Genomic DNA, 15,047 nt, shown 5'->3' with positions numbered 1-15,047 from the left:
GCCGACATCGTAGGGTCTTTTCAGGAGGTGGTCTTCGTGGGGATGATGTTGCCGAACGAACTCGTCTGGGTGATGGAGAAGCTCGGATTCGAGTGGCCGGATATCGATGAGGACGAGGTGCGCAAGGGCGCGGTCCTGCTGCGCACGTTCGGGTCCGACCTGGAGGGCGTGATCCAGGCCGTCGACCGCAAGGTGAACGGCGACCTCGCCGGCGCCATGCGCGGGCAGACGGGGCCGGCGACGATGGGCGCCTGGAACACCAACCGATCCCAGAACCTGCAGAAGCTGATCGACATCATGCCGCCGGCGGCGACCGCGATGGACATCGGCGCGGAGGCGATCTTCGCACTGAAGATGAAGGTCATCGTCGATGTGACGTCGACGATGATCACCCTGGTCGCGATGCTGACGAACCCCATCACCGCCGTGGGCGCCGGGCCGATGCTGCTGATCAAGAAGAAGCTGCTGAACGCCGCGGTCGACATCGCGGTGGAGCAGCTGCTGAACCAGCTGGCGCCGATGGCGATCGAGCCGCTCGCGGAGCAGCTCCCCGCGGTCATCGATGCGATCCTCGATGCGCCGATGGTGGAGGCGACGGCCGGGGACTCGGACGAGTTCTACGCCGACCTGGAGGCGCTCGAGGAAGCGCAGTCGACCATGAAGGTGCATGGAGCCGACATCCAGACACTGACGTCGAACTTCTTCTCGGACTTCTCGGCGCTGGACTTCGGAGGGGATGACTGATGAGTGCGATCAAGCCCATCATCCGGGAGCTCAAGCAGGCGGCCCTCAAGGGCGGCGTGCATGCCAGGGACCGGCTGCACCAGGTCACCGACAACATGAACGACCACCTCGACAACGTGGTCAGGCAGGTGCGCGACAGCGACCGCTTCGACAACAGCATCGACGTGAGTCTGCGACGCTTCCGGCGCAACAGGAATCACGACTCGGCCGAGTACAACCGGCAGTACAACGAGCAGATGGACACGCTGGAGAGCATGTCGGCGGCCGACTGGCTGCGGAACAGGATCGAGTACCTCGAGAACGGCCGCACGACCGACTCGCTCCGCGCGCAGCAGGCGGCGAGGGATGCCGCGCTGGAAGACCGGATCCTCGAACTGCGCCTGGAGGGCCAGTCGCCCACCGAAGCGGCGCAGAACGCTCGGGACTGGCTCAGCACGCAGGCCGCCACTCACCGCCTGGACGGGATCGCGGGTGGAGACGTGACCGACATCTCGGGAGTCGGCGACACCCGGATCAACTCCTCGCTCGGTTCGCAGTGGAGGTCGCGCGTCGGTGACATCGACTCGGCCATCATCGACTACGTGAACGCGAACCCGGGCGTCGACCTCAACAACGTCAACATCAGCGTCGTCCTCCGATAGGTTGGGAAACATGGTTGAGATCGCAGATTTCGTTGCGCACGCGCCTGTCCCGGCGGAGATCATCGAGGAGTACCGGGGCCGTGTTCCGGACGAACTCGTGGAGATCTGGGAGCAGTACGGCTACGGCACATTCGCTGAGGGATTCCTGCGCGTCATCGACCCGAAGCTCTATGAGGCCGAGGTCGGGGACTGCATCGGCAAGACCCAGGGCGACGGCATCGCCATCCCGATCATGGTCACGGGCCTCGGGGATCTGATCACCTGGGAGCCGAGTCTCGGCGTCGTCGGCATCCTGTACCGCGAGGGCCGCATCGCCGGGCTCGGCACGAAGTTCCGCACGTTCTTCATGCTCACGCTGATGGATGGCGCCGCTCACCTGTCCCGCACGCTGAACTGGGACCTCTTCCCGGAGGCCGTCGCGGCGCACGGCGAGCTGCCCTACGACCAGTCGTTCATCTTCGTGCCGCTGCTGTCGTTGGGCGGGCAGGCGAAGGTCGAGAACCTGCGCAAGCGCGAGACGATCGCCTCGATCCAGGTCGCGGTCGACCTCCAGGGCGTCATCGGGCACTGACCTCGCACGGTATCGGCCCCGCCATGGCAGGATGTGCGTGGGGGGTCTTTCCGTGACTGATGCGCATCCAACGACGGAGATCGACAGCGCCGTGCCGACGGCCGTGCGAGAGGTCGTGCCGTTGCGGCTCGAGTTCGCCGGCGAATGGCATGATCTGCCGACCGATCGGCCGTTCATCATCGGTCGAGAGGGCGACCTCGAGATCGACGACAACCCCTACCTGCACCGGCATTTCCTCGAGCTGCAGAATCGGGACGGGCTCTGGTGGCTGGCGAACGTCGGCGTGCGCCTGGCCGCGACGATCTCCAGCGCCGGCGGCGCCGTGCAGTCGTGGCTCTCGCCGGGCGCGCGGATGCCGCTCGTCTTCGAGCGCAGCGTGATCGTGTTCACGGCCGGCCCCTTCACCTACGAGCTGAGCCTGCACACCGAGGAGGCTCCGTACGAGGTCTCCCGACAGGTCGAGGCGTCGATGAGCGGCGAGACCACGGTCATGCCGGCCAGCTTCACGCCGCTGCAGAAGCAGCTCATCGTCGCTCTCGCCGAGCCGATGCTGCGTCGCGAGGGCGTGAGCATGAACGAGCTGCCGTCGTCGAGCGCCGCCGCCCAGCGTCTCGGATGGACCATGAGCAAGTTCAACCGCAAGCTCGACAACGTGTGCGACAAGCTCGACCGTATGGGCGTGCAGGGTCTTCGCGGCGGCGCCGGCAAGCTCGCGACGAATCGGCGTGCTCGCCTGGTGGAGTACGCCGTGACCTCTCAGGTCGTCACGCGCGCCGACCTCCCGCTGCTCGACGACGAGGTGCTGCGGAATCAGAGCGACTCCGACGGCGACTGACGGCGGGACCGCTGCCGCTGAGCTCGGCTCAGCGGGTCGCGTCGGCGAGATGCCGAGCGTCGTGGCTCAGCACCTTGACGATGATGCCGTGGCGGCGCAGCTCCGAGGCCGTGCGGGCACCCTCTTCGGCGTCGCGGCCGAGAGCGTTGATGTTCGCGACGACCAGCACGTCACCGACGTTGAGCGTCGCGATGAGCCGGCCGAGACGGTCGCTCCAGCTCTCGAGGATGTCGGGCGCCGGGTGACGGAACCCCTCGATCGGCACGCCGAACCGGGTCAGGTCGTCGCGCTGCTCGACCACCGACGGCATACCCTCGCGGGAGACGACGAGCCCGACCAGACGTGAGCCGACCGGGCGGGCGAGCCACCAATCGCGGTTCTGCTGCAGCTCGGTGAAGCACTTGGGGCACTCCGCTGCCGCATGCGGCAGGTGCAGAGGGCTGGTGAGAGCGCCGTCGACCGATGCCGCTGCCTTCGTGGGTTCCATCGTCTCGCTCATCGCGCACCTCCGGGATCCATTCTGCCCTGATCCGGCCCCGAGCGGTGACCAGACTCAGAGCATGCCGAGCGACCGCACCGCCTCGCGCTCCTCGACGAGCTCGGCGACCGACGCGTCGATGCGGCCGCGAGCGAAATCGCTGAGCTCCAGCCCCTCCACGATCTGCCATTCCCCGTCGACGGAGCGCACCGGGAACGACGAGATCAGGCCCTCCGGCACGCCGTATTCGCCGTGCGAGACGACGCCGGCCGATGTCCAGTCCTCGGTGCCGTGCACCCAGTCGCGCACGTGGTCGATCGCGGCGTTCGCTGCGGACGCCACCGACGACGATCCGCGCACCTCGATGATCTCGGCACCGCGCTTCGCGACGCGGGGGATGAAGGTCTGGTCGAGCCAGGCAGGCACGTCGCCGACGATCTGCTCGAGCGCTGCGGCCACCGGCTCACCGCCGACGGTCGCATGCGAGATGTCGGGGAACTGCGTCGCCGAGTGGTTGCCCCAGATCGGCACGCGCCGGACGGTCTCGACCGGCGTGCCGAGCGTCAGCGCGAGCTGCGCCCGTGCACGGTTCTCGTCGAGACGCGTGAGCGCCGTGAAGCGTTCGGCGGGCAGGCCCTCGGCGGATGCCGCCGCGATCAGCGCGTTCGTGTTCGCGGGGTTGCCGACGACCGTGACGCGCACGCCGGAAGCCGCATTCGCAGCGATCGCGGCGCCCTGAGGGCCGAAGATGCCGGCGTTCGCCGCGAGCAGGTCGGCGCGCTCCATGCCCGGTCCGCGGGGACGGGCGCCGACCAGCAGGGCGAGGTCAGCGCCGTCGAAGCCGACAGCCGGGTCATCCGTCACCTCCACGTGCTGCAGCAGGCCGAACGCCCCGTCCTGCAGCTCGAGCGCCGCGCCCTCTGCGGCGGCGAGTCCTTGCGGGATCTCCAGCAGCCGGAAGCGCACCTTCTCGTCCGGGCCGAGCAGGTCGCCGGCGGCGATGCGGAAAAGCAGCGCATAGCCGATCTGTCCGCCCGCGCCCGTGATGGTGATCGTCGTCGTCATGTCATCGAGCCTACGTCCGCAGCACTCCCGTCGCGCAGAGTACCCTCGTCGCATGACCTTCAATCCCGACGCCGATCTCTCGAACAACACGACGCGTCGACGCGGACGCAACGCCGCCATCGCCGGCGGCGGCGTCGTGGGTGTGCTCGGCATCATCGCGCTGATCGCCGGACCGCTGCTCGGCATCGACCTCACCGGTCTGCTCGGCGGGGGAACCGCTCCCGGCGGCGGCACGGAGCCCGCCGGCGGCTCGGTGATCGAGAACTGCGACACCGGTCAGGATGCCAACGAGAACGTCGACTGCCGCATGGCCGGGGCGCAGCTCGCCCTCGACAAGTTCTGGGGCGAGAACGTCGAGAACTACAGCGCTCCGCAGCTGATCGTCGTCGACGGCGCCACGAACACCGCGTGCGGCACGGCATCCAACGCGGTCGGTCCCTTCTACTGCCCGCCCGACCTGACCGTCTACATCGACCCCACGTTCTTCCAGCTCATGCAGCAGCAGTTCGGGGCGTCCGCCGGCAACCTCGCCCAGCTGTACATCGTCGGGCACGAATGGGGCCACCACATCCAGAACATCACCGGCGACATGGAGCGCTACCCGAACAACGGCACCGGACCCGACAGTAACGGCGTGCGGATCGAGCTGCAGGCCGACTGCTACGCCGGGGCCTGGATCGGGCAGATCGAGAAGCAGAAGGATGCCGACGGCGACTCGTACCTCCAGCCGACGACGGAAGAACAGCGGGTCGATGCGCTGAACGCCGCATTCGCGGTCGGCGACGACAACATCCAGCAGCAGTCGTCCGGAACGGTGAACCCGGAGAGCTTCACGCACGGCTCGAGCGAGCAGCGTCAGCGCTGGTTCGCCGAGGGCTACCAGAACGGACTGGGCGTCTGCGGGCAGACGCTGACCCTGCCCGGCGATCAGTTGGACCCGTGACACCTGAGCTGGGGGATCGATGACGATGAACCTGGATGCGCTGTACCCGCCGATCGAGCCGTACGAGACGGGTGAGCTGCTCGTCGGCGACGGCCACCGCGTGTACTGGGAGGCGAGCGGCAACCCGGACGGCAAGCCGGTCGTGTTCCTGCACGGCGGGCCGGGCAGCGGGACGTCACCGTGGCAGCGGCGGTTCTTCGATCCGGCGCGCTATCGGATCGTGCTGCTCGACCAGCGGGGCTGCGGACGCAGCACCCCGCACGTGAGCGCCCCGGACGCGGACTTCCGTCACATCACGACGGCGCACCTGATCGCCGACATCGAGCTGCTGCGCAGGAATCTCGGAATCAGGGCATGGCAGGTCTTCGGAGGCTCCTGGGGCAGCGCCCTGGCGCTCGCGTATGCGCAGGCCCATCCGGATGCCGTCACCGAGCTCGTGCTCCGCGGCATCTTCACGCTGCGGCGCGAGGAGCTCGAGTGGTTCTACGAGGGCGGCGCGGCAGCGCTGTTCCCGGATCTCTGGGAGGACTTCCTCGCCCCCATCCCGGTGCTGGAGCGCTCGCGCATGATCGAGGCATACCATCGCCGCCTCTTCGACCCCGACCCCGCCGTGCACGTGCGGGCCGCGGTCGCCTGGTCGACCTGGGAGGCGTCGACCGTGACGCTGCGCCCGGACGCCGCCCAGATCGCCGCGATGTCGGACCCTCGCAACGCCACCGCCTTCGCCCGCATCGAGAACCACTTCTTCGTCAACCGCGGCTGGTGGACCGAAGGGCAGCTGATCGCGGGCGTGTCCGGCATCCGTCACATCCCCGCCGTCATCGTGCAGGGCCGTCACGACGTGTGCACGCCGATGATGACCGCGTGGGATCTGCACCGCGCCTGGCCGGAGGCGGAGTTCGTCGTGGTCGACGACGCCGGTCACTCGGCCGCCGAGCCCGGCATCCAGCAGGCGCTCCGCGACGCGACCGACCGGTTCGCCGCTGTCTGACCGCCGTCAGGCGCGCATCGCGCGGGCCAGCGTCTTCACGAGTCCGAGCACGCCGCCGGTCGCCCGGTAGCGGGTGAGGCCCTCGCTGACAGCCGCCCCGGTGCGCGCCGAGACGAACCACGGCGGCTTGGGCAGGATCGTCAGGCGGCCGCCGCCGTTCAGCAGCGGCAGGGAGCGCGGAAGAGGCCGGAAGGGCCCGCGGATCACCGAGCGCTCGACCTGATCGAGGAGCAGGGCGTTGTGCACGATGCCGATGCCGCTGCCGACATCCTCGATCGTGTTGCCGGGGAACGCGCCCCACGTCATGGTCGGGGTGATGAACCCGAAGGCGGTCCAGCCGTTGATGGCGATCGATCCATAGTGCAGGGCCGTGATCGCACGCTCGAACCCGGCGCCGAGCGTCTTCTCGGTGACCGGATCGATCAGCAGGTTCGCCCCGAGCGTGCCCTGGAGCTTCTCGTTCGCGTGCGTCACGGCGGCGTCGAGGAACGCCTGACCGGTGCCCGGCACCGTGACCACGCCGAGGACGGGGGAGAAGTACTCCGTGGTCTGCAGGGCCGCGGGGTCGTCGTCACCCTCGATCTCGACGAGGAGTCGGTCGCCGAGCACCAGGGCATCCGGGTACTCGTCGGTCGCGAGGTGCATGCGCGACGGGGAGCCGGGGTACCAGATGGGTCGTTCGGGAGCGTTGGCGTAGGCCCGGCGCAGCGCCGCACGGAAGGCGTCGGCCTGATCCCAGTCGGAGGAGAGGATGACCACCTGGCCCGCGATGCAGTTGTGGCCGGAGTTCTGCAGCCGCATCGTCGCGACGTGCTCCGCGTGATACGTGATGTCAGCATCCGTCCACCGACCGGGCACGATGATGATGGGGGAGACGCCGCCGAGTTCCGCGGTGATCGGCTTCTTCAGCTGCGGACGGTTCTCGCGCCGACGCCGCTTCGTCGCCGCGGCGCCCGCTCCGGTCGAGGGTCCCCAGACGATCGCGTCGAACGTCGCCGCGGAGCCCGTGATGTGCACGTGTGCCAGACCGGGGTGACCCGTGAGATAGGCGCCCACCTCGGGTCCGCCGCGGACGATGCGCAGGAACCCCGGCTCGATCAGGGGCGCGAGCGCCCGCTTGTACACCGGAACGAGCGCATCCTGCGTGGGGTTCACTTTGAGCAGGACGGTGCGGTTGTGGGCGAGGAGCTCGTACATCACGTCGAGCACGGGGATCGAGGTGATGTTGCCCGCGCCGAGCACGAGGCCGACACCGGCGGGCTCGGCGGGCGTGCGCTGTGCGAGGCCGGCGGCGGCGCGCGCGGCGTTCGGGGTGACGCCCGGCTCGAGCCAGACCTCGCCGGTGTAGCCCGACAGGAGGAAGCGGTCGATGCCCGTCAAAGGGAACGCCTGCACACGCGTGCGGCCTCCCGGCGCGCGGCCGATCGTGAGGCCGTCGAGCGGATTCCTGCCCTCGGCCAGCCGGGAGAGGGTCTCGATGTACGCGTCGAGAGCGCCGAGCACGCTGTACGGGCCGCTGAGCCATTCCTCGCCGGCGAGCGGATGCTGCGCCGTCAGGCCCTTCGAGGCGGAAGCGGTGGTCGCCCAGTCCTCGGCCGAGGCGGCGACGCTCGTGCGCACCGCGCGCAACAGCGTCACCCGCTGTGCGACGGTCAGGGACGACCACGTCCTGGCGCCGACCTGGAGGTGATCGATCGCGCCATCGAGACGGTCGCGCACGCCCTCGACGATGTCCGGAGCCGTGGTCTTCGGCGCAGGCTCATCGGCGCGGGTCGGGGCGGCGGGCGTGGTCGCAGAAGTCATCGGCGTCTCCTTCGGACGGGATCCCAGCTTATGCGCCGGGTGCGGGGGTGACGTCGATGTCGTGCCGGCGCAGGCCGTAGCGACGGAGCGCCAGCAGGCTCGCGGCCATCAGCACGGCGGGGAGGATGCTGAAGCTGAGCACGATGCCCGTGATCGCCTCGGCCGGCTGCTGCACGGCAGCGCCCGCGACCGTTGAGACGTATCCCGTGGCGGCGAGTGTCAGCGACACGGCGGTGGCGCCCAGGGCGAAGCCGATCGTCTCGCCCGCCGTCCAGATGCCCGTGAACGTGCCGGCCTGCCCCGGGCCGCTGGCGCGCTCGTCGTGCGAGATGACGTCGGGCAGCATCGCCATCGGCAGCGACTGCAGCCCGGCGTACGCGATGCCGGCCACGGCGACGGAAGCGTAAATCCAGGCGCCCGGCGCCCACACCGCGGCAGTGATCGTGAGGGCGGCCGCCGTGAACAGCACGCTCGCGATCGCGAACGCCCGCTCCTTGCCGATCCGCCGGGCGATGACCGTCCAGGCCGGCGTCGCGAGCAGGGCCGGACCGACGAGCGCGACGAAGACCAGGGTCACCGCGTCTTCGGAGCGGAGGACCCACGTCGCGACGTACTGCGCCCCGGCGAGCATCGTGCCGGTCGCCAGGGCCTGCAGCAGGAAGGTGCCGAGCAGGGCACGGAACGGCTGGCTGCGGCGCAGCGCCCGGAACCCGGAGAGGTACTGGTCGCGCCACGGTGAGGCGGGGGCGACGGACACCGGAGCCCCGTCCGACGTATCCGAGGCGCTCGAACGGCCGGCGGTGCGCGCGGAGATGAACATGCCGATGCCGATCACGAGACCCGCGGCGATACCCATCAGGAGGTAGCCGAGCACGGGGTCGGAGCCCGCGTTGCGCAGGGCGGGACCTCCGGCGCCGAACAGCAGGATCGCGGCGGTGAGCACGACGACGCGCCAGCCGAGCAGACGCGTGCGCTCGTCGTAGCTGCCGGTCAGCTCTGCGGGGAGCGCGACGTACGGCACCTGGAACAGGCTGAACGCGGTGGCGGTCGCGAGGAACGCCAGCAGGACGCAGACGGCTCCGGCGACCGGCCCCCACGACGGCGGCACCGCGAACGTGAGGGCGAAGCACAGCGGCAGCGTGAGCGCGCCGGTGATCATGAAGCCGCGCCGCGAGCCCGTGCGCGCGAGCTGACGATCGGATGCCGCCCCGATCAGCGGGTCGATGATCACGTCCCAGATCTTCGCCAGCGTGACGATGAGTCCTGCCGCCAGGGCGGCCACACCGAGGTTGTCGGTCAGGAAGTACGTCAGCACCAGCCCGGGAAGGGTGGCGTAGCCGCCGGTCCCGACCGAACCGATCGCGTACAGCACGACGGTGCGCGGAGACAGGCGGACGGATGCTCGTTCGGATCGAGCCTCAGTGCTCATCGCGCCAGTGTATCGGCGCGATGAGCGGTCAGATCAGGGCGAGTTCGCGCAGCTTCGACTCGACGTCGGCGTTCGACGGCTCGACGTGGTGCGAGGAGTCCGGGTAGAGCACGACCGGGATGTTCATGCGACCCGAGATCTCCTTCGCGACGTCGGCCGCGGAGGGGTCGGCCTCGAGGTCGACGTAGGTGTACTCGACGCCCAGCTCATCGAGCTGCTTCTTGGTGCGGCGGCAGTCGCTGCACCACTCGGCGCCGAACATCGTGATCGTGTCAGAAGCGGGAGAAGTCATGGTTCCAGCCTACGACCGCCCAGCTGGGTGGGCTCCGGGTGTGACGAGCGTCAGCGTCCGGTGTCGGCCTCGTCGGGCAGACGCTCCGCCGGGACGATCACGACGTCCTGCACCTTCCAGTCGAGCGCCGCGACGCCCTCGGCCGTCTCGGTCAGCTCGTGCACCGTGACCTTGCGGCGGCGCGGCACGACGAACGCCTCGATGTGGAAGACCTGCCCCTGGTCGCGCATGCGCACCGCGGCATCCGCGATCCAGGGGCGGGCGCGCAGATACGCGACGATGTCGGCGGCGAGGGGGTGCGCCTTCTTGCTGTCGTAGGTGCGGGCACGCTGATCCATGAGGTCGACGATCGCGGCCCTGGTGTTGCGGAAGCCGTCCCAGATGATGCCGAGGGATATGAACACGGCGGCCGCGCCGTCGAGCCACCACACCCCTGCGCCGACGCCGAGCACGCCGACGATCGAGGCGACGGTGGTCTGCCAGTCCGCCTTCGCCATGTCGGCGTCGGCGTAGAGCAGCTTGTTGTGCAGCACGGGCGCGAGCTTCGACTTCGCCGGGCCGTAGAAGAACACGGGTCCGACGATGACCACGGCCATCACGATCATCATCAGCCAGCCGAGCCAGATCGTGTGGCCCCACAGCACGACGGTGCCGATCGTCGGATGCTCGCCGGCGATCAGCCCGGCGGCCGACTCGAACGCGAGGTTCAGTCCGACCGCGAGCAGGGCGACGCCGGCGACGAGATGGCCGATCCCCATCGCCCGGTGCAGGCCGTACGGGTGCTTCAGCGTGGGGCGGCGGCGCACGAAGATCAGGGCGGTCAGGAAGGCGATCTGGGGGATGAGGGAGAGCATGTCCTCGATCCACGCCGTCCGCATCGCCTGCGAGTTGCCCACCACGAGCGCGATCACGGCGATCGTGATCGAGGTGTAGACGATCGTGAAGATCTCCCACTTCACCGCGCTGCGGATCGCGCGCTGCTGCTCGGGCGGGAGGGTGATCCGGCCGAACTGCCCGGTGTCGCTCACGAGCCGACCTCTTCGTCGAGGAAGGTCTCGAGGGCGGTGAGGAACGCGTTCTCGCCGAGCGGCACCAGCATGACGATCTGCCGCCCCTCCGCGCCGTCGATGCCCGGGTAGCCGCGACTCACTCCGGCCCGCTCGACCCACGGCGTGTCCGACGTGATGCCACCGGCGATCAGATCGAGATCGCCCGCCTCGAGCATGGTGACGAGGGTCTCCTCCGAGGCGACGGTCCACTCCGGCTCCGCGTCGATGCTCTCGGCGAACTCGTCGACCAGGTCGACGATGCTGCCGGAGGGCGTGCCGTCCGCCACTTGGACGAGGTCGCCGTCGGGTGAGGTGCCGATCCGGAGCTCTCCGTCCGTGACGGTATCCAGCGTGCCGTCCGGGTCGGCGGGGATCGTGAGTCCGCATCCGGCGAGGGCGGTGGACAGCGCCAGCGCAGCGAGGATGCCGGCGATGCGCGGGAGACGCCGAGGACGCGACGATGTGTTCACCGGCTCAGCGTGCTCTCCGCCGTGGTGGCGCACAAGTGCGTTGACGCGCGAGGATCGGCGGCGCTAGGCGGGCGGATCGGCCGGATGCCTCTTGCCGGGTAAGGGTATCCTTACCTATACTTCTGGCATGAGCAGCGCCCGCGAGCACCTGGACGATCCCGACTGGGAGAACATCGACGGAGCCGTGCTGATCGCCGGCGATGCGGCGGACGCCGGCGCCATCTCGGCGGTCGCGGCACGACTTCCCTGGGACGCGCAGGGCGTGATCATCCTCGAGGCTGCGGCGCGGATCCAGTTCCGCCACATCGACGTGCCGGAGGGCGTGTCGGTGCGCTGGCTCGTGCGCGGCGACGGCATCCGCGCCCACGCCAAGGGTGAGCGGCTGGCCGGCGCCGTGCACGCCTGGTGCGTCGAGTGGACGTGCACCGAACCGCCCGCGCAGTGGACCGTCTGGCTGGGCCCGCACACGCCGCCGCACGTCGCGCGCATGGCGCGGAGCCTGCTCGGCGTCGCGAACTGACTCAGCGCGACATCGCGACGGCGGGGGCGTTCGCGCCCGCCGTGATCGCGTCGAGCGCGCGACGCAGCGTCGAGCTCGACGTGTGGGCGGTGTACGGGAAGTACACGACCTCGACCCCCACCTCGGCGAACTCGCGCTCGAGGCGCAGGCCCTTCTCGGTGCCGCGCCAGTCGTCGCCCTTGAAGAAGTGCGTGAACTGCACGTCTCGCCAGGAGTCCATCTTGGACGGCGTCGTCTCGACGTAGACGTCGTCGACGAAGGAGATGTGCTTGACGATCTCCGCACGCTCCGCCGTCGGGATGACGGGCTCGATGCCCTTCACCTGACGCAGCATCTCGTCGCTCACGACGCCGGCGATCAGAATGTCGCACTGCTGCTTGGCGTGACGAAGAAGGTTCAGATGCCCGACGTGAAACAGGTCGAAAGCACCAACGGCATAGCCGATACGCGTCCCCATGATCTCCCCAGATCAGATATTCCCCAGTAAGCGGATCCCCACCCGCTTCGCGACTCCCACAGCCGCGATCACCCACTCTAGCAGAACCGGTTTCCCGACCCATAGGAACCCGTGAAACGATGGATGCCGCAGACGATGCGCACGGCAGGAGCGGGGGAGCACGTGGGGGCAGGGGTCACGGTCATCGTGCCGACCTTCAACGAACGCGACAATGTCGCGGAACTCGTCGCGCGCACCGCCGCCGCGCTCGCCGGACGCGAGGCCGAGATCCTGTTCGTCGACGACAGCACCGACGACACCGCGGCGGAGGTCGCCAGAGTCGCGGCGGACGCGCCGATCCCGGTGCGGGTGATCCATCGTGCGGAGAACAGCGGCGGCCTCGGCGGTGCCGTGGTCACAGGTCTCGGGGCCGCGGCATCCGACGTCTGCATCGTGATGGACGGCGACCTGCAGCATCCGCCCGAGCTCCTCCCTGCGCTCCTCGACCGGCACGCGGCGGGCGACGCCGACGTGGTCGCCGCTTCCCGGTACATCGGCGGCGGAGACACGAGCGGTCTCGGCACCGCCGTGCGGTTCGGGGTCTCGCGGGCAGCGACCTGGCTGACGCGGGCGATGTTCCCCATCCGTCTCGCCCGCAGCACCGACCCCATGACCGGGTTCTTCCTCGTCGACCGCAGCCGCCTCGATCTCGACGCGCTCAAGCCCCGAGGCTTCAAGATCCTGCTCGAGATCCTCGCGCGCACCGACCTGCGTATCGCCGAGGTGCCGATGGAGTTCGCCGAACGCCGCCACGGCAGCTCCAAGGCCAGCCTGCGGCAGGGCGGGACCTTTCTCGCCCACCTGGCACGGCTGCGCTTCGGGAAGATGTCGCTGTTCGCCCTGATCGGGCTGATCGGCGCCGTAGCGAACCTGGCGATCATGTGGGCGCTGACTATGGCGGGAGTGCCCTACGTCTGGGCGGCGATCATCGGCGCCGAGATCACGATCATCGGCAACTTCCTCCTGCAGGAGCGGTTCGTGTTCGCCGACATGCGCACGGATGCCCGTGCCCTCGGCATCCGCTTCGCCACGTCGTTCACGTTCAACAACGTCGAGGCGGCGCTGCGGATCCCGGTGATGGCGCTGATGGTGGAGAGCTGGCACATCTCGAGCGTGCTCGCGACCGCGCTCTCGCTGATCGTCGCGTTCTTCGCCCGGTTCCTGTTCCACTCGCTCGTGGTCTACGCGCCGCAGCGGCGCCGGAAGATCGACGCTCCGGCACCCGAACCGAAGCCCGACACCGCCGCGCAGCGCGTCATCCGCGCGATCGACGTCGAGGTGATGAAGCCGGGCGAGCTCTAGACCTCGCTCGCCGCCGTCGCGAGGTACGCCTCGAGTGCGGCATCCGCGTCGCGGGGCGTCCAGCCGGTCGCCGTGATCCGGGTCAGATCGAGGACGCTGTTGAGCGGCCGCGGGGCGATGGGTCCGGCCTGACCTGCGAAGTACTCCTCGGTCGACACGTCGGTGACGGAGGACGGGTCGTGGCCCGTGAGCCGGTAGACCGCGCGAGCGATGTCGGCCCAGGAGCGCGGTTCGCCCTCGCCCGTCACGTTGTACACGCCGTACGGCGCCTCGTGCGACACCAGGTGCACGATCGCGGCGGCGAGATCCTCGGTGAACGTCAGGCGGCCGATCTGGTCTCCGACGACGCGCGGAGCGATCCCCCGATCGGCGAGCGATGCCATGGTGCGCACGAAGTTGCGGCCCTCGCCGATCACCCACGACGTGCGGACGATGTAGTGCCGCGGCACCGTGGCGACGACGGCATCGCCGGCCGCCTTCGTCTGGCCGTAGACGCCGAGCGGACGCACCGCATCGGTCTCGGTGTACGGTCGGGTGCTCGTGCCGTCGAAGACGTAGTCGCTCGAGACGTGGACGACGGTGATGCCGTTCTCGGTCGCGATGCGGGCGAGCGCCGCGACACCCGTGACGTTCGCCGCCCAGGCGTCCTGCCGTCCTTCTGCGGTCTCGGCGAGGTCGACCGCCGTGTACGCCGCGGCGTTGATGATGGTGCCGTAGTCCCGCCAGCGCCGTGCGGTCGACAGGTCGGAGCCCAGGTCGAGCGTCTCGCGCGTGGCGTACTCGACGTGAGCGACGTCGCCGAGGGCCTCACGCAGCGCGAGCCCGAGCTGACCGGCCGCACCGACCACCAGCGTCTTGCGCGGTCCGATCGGGGTGACATCGGAGAGACGCGGGTGCGCGAGGTCCTTGGGCGAGATCTCCACCTCGGACAGCGGGATCGGCCAGGCGATCGCGGCGGTCTCGTCGGCGAGGTTCAGGAAGGAGTACGCGGCATCCGGCGACCAGTGGTCGTTGACGAGATACGTGTACGCGGTGTCGGGCTCGAGGGTCTGGTAAGAGTTCCCGACGCCCCGCGGCACGAGGATCGCGCGCGACGGATCGATCTCGGTCGTGAAGACCGCACCGAACGATTCGCCGGCGCGCAGATCGACCCAGGCGCCGAAGATCCGGCCGGTCGCGACAGACACCCACTTGTCCCACGGCTCGGCGTGGATGCCGCGCGTGGTGCCGACCGCGTCGTTGAACGAGACGTTGTTCTGCACCGGCCCGAAGTCGGGGAGACCTGCCGCGACCATCTTCTCGCGCTGCCAGTTCTCCTTGAACCAGCCCCGCGAGTCGCCGTGCACCGGCAGCTCCACGACGAGCAGCCCCGGAATCGGGGTCTCGGTGACCGTCAGCGTCTTGCCGAACTCGGTCAT

Annotated in this window: 17 protein-coding genes; 8 read left to right on the top strand and 9 right to left on the bottom strand. The window is 69.4% G+C overall.

Annotated features, from left to right (window positions below; all coding sequences use genetic code 11):
• Positions 1 to 42: 42 nt before the first annotated feature.
• The 4 genes from LC452_RS17455 (at position 43) to LC452_RS17440 (ending at position 2,791) form a co-directional block, all read left to right on the top strand.
• Positions 43 to 744, top strand: a complete 702-nt coding sequence (locus LC452_RS17455; RefSeq protein ID WP_223627536.1) for a hypothetical protein — start codon at positions 43 to 45, stop codon at positions 742 to 744.
• On the top strand, positions 744 to 1,385 hold the full coding sequence (locus tag LC452_RS17450) for a polymorphic toxin type 15 domain-containing protein (RefSeq protein WP_223627534.1): 642 nt from the start codon (positions 744 to 746) through the stop codon (positions 1,383 to 1,385). Before LC452_RS17455 ends, LC452_RS17450 begins: the two co-directional genes overlap by 1 nt.
• A gap of 10 nt (positions 1,386 to 1,395) precedes the next feature.
• On the top strand, positions 1,396 to 1,956 hold the full coding sequence (locus tag LC452_RS17445) for a T6SS immunity protein Tdi1 domain-containing protein (protein ID WP_223627532.1): 561 nt from the start codon (positions 1,396 to 1,398) through the stop codon (positions 1,954 to 1,956).
• A gap of 103 nt (positions 1,957 to 2,059) precedes the next feature.
• Positions 2,060 to 2,791, top strand: a complete 732-nt coding sequence (locus LC452_RS17440) for a hypothetical protein (protein ID WP_374197783.1) — start codon at positions 2,060 to 2,062, stop codon at positions 2,789 to 2,791.
• A gap of 28 nt (positions 2,792 to 2,819) precedes the next feature.
• Here the strand turns inward: LC452_RS17440 and LC452_RS17435 are convergent, their stop codons facing one another.
• Together LC452_RS17435 and LC452_RS17430 are read right to left on the bottom strand one after the other, a co-directional pair.
• On the bottom strand, positions 2,820 to 3,290 hold the full coding sequence (locus tag LC452_RS17435) for a recombinase family protein (RefSeq protein WP_223627530.1): 471 nt from the start codon (positions 3,288 to 3,290) through the stop codon (positions 2,820 to 2,822).
• Between the two features lie 54 nt (positions 3,291 to 3,344).
• Positions 3,345 to 4,334 carry a malate dehydrogenase gene (locus tag LC452_RS17430; RefSeq protein WP_223627528.1) on the bottom strand — a complete coding sequence of 330 codons (990 nt, stop codon included), beginning with the start codon at positions 4,332 to 4,334 and terminating at the stop codon, positions 3,345 to 3,347.
• Between the two features lie 52 nt (positions 4,335 to 4,386).
• On the opposite strand from LC452_RS17430, the gene LC452_RS17425 reads away from it, so the two are divergent.
• Together LC452_RS17425 and pip are read left to right on the top strand one after the other, a co-directional pair.
• Complete coding sequence (locus LC452_RS17425; RefSeq protein WP_223627526.1) at positions 4,387 to 5,277, top strand: neutral zinc metallopeptidase; 891 nt, start codon at positions 4,387 to 4,389, stop codon at positions 5,275 to 5,277.
• Positions 5,278 to 5,296: 19 nt separating this feature from the next.
• Positions 5,297 to 6,268, top strand: coding sequence for a prolyl aminopeptidase (gene pip, locus LC452_RS17420; RefSeq protein WP_223627524.1), 972 nt, complete (start codon positions 5,297 to 5,299; stop codon positions 6,266 to 6,268).
• 6 nt (positions 6,269 to 6,274) lie between these two features.
• On the opposite strand, the gene LC452_RS17415 is transcribed toward pip, so the two are convergent.
• The 5 genes from LC452_RS17415 to LC452_RS17395 are packed head-to-tail and all read right to left on the bottom strand — an operon-like array spanning position 6,275 to position 11,311.
• Positions 6,275 to 8,071, bottom strand: coding sequence for an aldehyde dehydrogenase family protein (locus LC452_RS17415; RefSeq protein ID WP_223627522.1), 1,797 nt, complete (start codon positions 8,069 to 8,071; stop codon positions 6,275 to 6,277).
• A 28-nt stretch (positions 8,072 to 8,099) separates the two neighbouring features.
• Entirely contained in the window at positions 8,100 to 9,500 is a 1,401-nt protein-coding gene (locus LC452_RS17410; protein WP_223627520.1) for an MFS transporter, read from the bottom strand.
• Positions 9,501 to 9,528: 28 nt separating this feature from the next.
• On the bottom strand, positions 9,529 to 9,792 hold the full coding sequence (locus LC452_RS17405; RefSeq protein ID WP_223627518.1) for a glutaredoxin domain-containing protein: 264 nt from the start codon (positions 9,790 to 9,792) through the stop codon (positions 9,529 to 9,531).
• Between the two features lie 50 nt (positions 9,793 to 9,842).
• Positions 9,843 to 10,820, bottom strand: a complete 978-nt coding sequence (locus tag LC452_RS17400; protein ID WP_223627516.1) for a cation transporter — start codon at positions 10,818 to 10,820, stop codon at positions 9,843 to 9,845.
• Entirely contained in the window at positions 10,817 to 11,311 is a 495-nt protein-coding gene (locus tag LC452_RS17395; protein ID WP_223627514.1) for a transporter substrate-binding domain-containing protein, read from the bottom strand. Before LC452_RS17395 ends, LC452_RS17400 begins: the two co-directional genes overlap by 4 nt.
• 127 nt (positions 11,312 to 11,438) lie before the next feature.
• On the opposite strand from LC452_RS17395, the gene LC452_RS17390 reads away from it, so the two are divergent.
• Positions 11,439 to 11,831 carry an SIP domain-containing protein gene (locus tag LC452_RS17390; RefSeq protein WP_223627512.1) on the top strand — a complete coding sequence of 131 codons (393 nt, stop codon included), beginning with the start codon at positions 11,439 to 11,441 and terminating at the stop codon, positions 11,829 to 11,831.
• Position 11,832: 1 nt separating this feature from the next.
• Here LC452_RS17390 and LC452_RS17385 read toward each other — a convergent pair whose 3' ends face one another.
• Positions 11,833 to 12,288, bottom strand: coding sequence for an adenylyltransferase/cytidyltransferase family protein (locus LC452_RS17385; RefSeq protein WP_223627510.1), 456 nt, complete (start codon positions 12,286 to 12,288; stop codon positions 11,833 to 11,835).
• Between the two features lie 123 nt (positions 12,289 to 12,411).
• Here LC452_RS17385 and LC452_RS17380 point away from each other — a divergent pair, with 123 nt between their 5' ends.
• The gene (locus LC452_RS17380) at positions 12,412 to 13,629 is read left to right on the top strand and encodes a glycosyltransferase (protein WP_223627508.1); all 1,218 of its coding nucleotides are present in this window, start codon (positions 12,412 to 12,414) and stop codon (positions 13,627 to 13,629) included.
• On the opposite strand, the gene LC452_RS17375 is transcribed toward LC452_RS17380, so the two are convergent.
• On the bottom strand, positions 13,626 to 15,047 hold the full coding sequence (locus LC452_RS17375; RefSeq protein WP_223627506.1) for a bifunctional dTDP-4-dehydrorhamnose 3,5-epimerase family protein/NAD(P)-dependent oxidoreductase: 1,422 nt from the start codon (positions 15,045 to 15,047) through the stop codon (positions 13,626 to 13,628). The two genes, LC452_RS17380 and LC452_RS17375, sit on opposite strands and share 4 nt — an antisense overlap.

It is taken from the genome of Microbacterium sp. EST19A, assembly GCF_019969685.1.
GTDB lineage: Bacteria > Actinomycetota > Actinomycetes > Actinomycetales > Microbacteriaceae > Microbacterium.
Note: the sequence above shows the minus strand (reverse complement) of the source record. Positions and strands in the feature narration are given on the sequence as shown.

What these genes read in the sequence shown, in the direction of transcription:
- LC452_RS17455 (WP_223627536.1), top strand. Translation starts at nt 43, where the DNA reads ATGATGTTGCCGAACGAACTCGTCTGGGTGATGGAGAAGCTCGGATTC.
- LC452_RS17450 (WP_223627534.1), top strand. Translation starts at nt 744, where the DNA reads ATGAGTGCGATCAAGCCCATCATCCGGGAGCTCAAGCAGGCGGCCCTC.
- LC452_RS17445 (WP_223627532.1), top strand. Translation starts at nt 1,396, where the DNA reads ATGGTTGAGATCGCAGATTTCGTTGCGCACGCGCCTGTCCCGGCGGAG.
- LC452_RS17435 (WP_223627530.1), bottom strand. Translation starts at nt 3,290, where the DNA reads ATGAGCGAGACGATGGAACCCACGAAGGCAGCGGCATCGGTCGACGGC.
- LC452_RS17430 (WP_223627528.1), bottom strand. Translation starts at nt 4,334, where the DNA reads ATGACGACGACGATCACCATCACGGGCGCGGGCGGACAGATCGGCTAT.
- LC452_RS17425 (WP_223627526.1), top strand. Translation starts at nt 4,387, where the DNA reads ATGACCTTCAATCCCGACGCCGATCTCTCGAACAACACGACGCGTCGA.
- pip (WP_223627524.1), top strand. Translation starts at nt 5,297, where the DNA reads ATGACGATGAACCTGGATGCGCTGTACCCGCCGATCGAGCCGTACGAG.
- LC452_RS17415 (WP_223627522.1), bottom strand. Translation starts at nt 8,071, where the DNA reads ATGACTTCTGCGACCACGCCCGCCGCCCCGACCCGCGCCGATGAGCCT.
- LC452_RS17410 (WP_223627520.1), bottom strand. Translation starts at nt 9,500, where the DNA reads ATGAGCACTGAGGCTCGATCCGAACGAGCATCCGTCCGCCTGTCTCCG.
- LC452_RS17405 (WP_223627518.1), bottom strand. Translation starts at nt 9,792, where the DNA reads ATGACTTCTCCCGCTTCTGACACGATCACGATGTTCGGCGCCGAGTGG.
- LC452_RS17390 (WP_223627512.1), top strand. Translation starts at nt 11,439, where the DNA reads ATGAGCAGCGCCCGCGAGCACCTGGACGATCCCGACTGGGAGAACATC.
- LC452_RS17385 (WP_223627510.1), bottom strand. Translation starts at nt 12,288, where the DNA reads ATGGGGACGCGTATCGGCTATGCCGTTGGTGCTTTCGACCTGTTTCAC.
- LC452_RS17380 (WP_223627508.1), top strand. Translation starts at nt 12,412, where the DNA reads ATGCCGCAGACGATGCGCACGGCAGGAGCGGGGGAGCACGTGGGGGCA.
- LC452_RS17375 (WP_223627506.1), bottom strand. Translation starts at nt 15,047, where the DNA reads ATGACCGAGTTCGGCAAGACGCTGACGGTCACCGAGACCCCGATTCCG.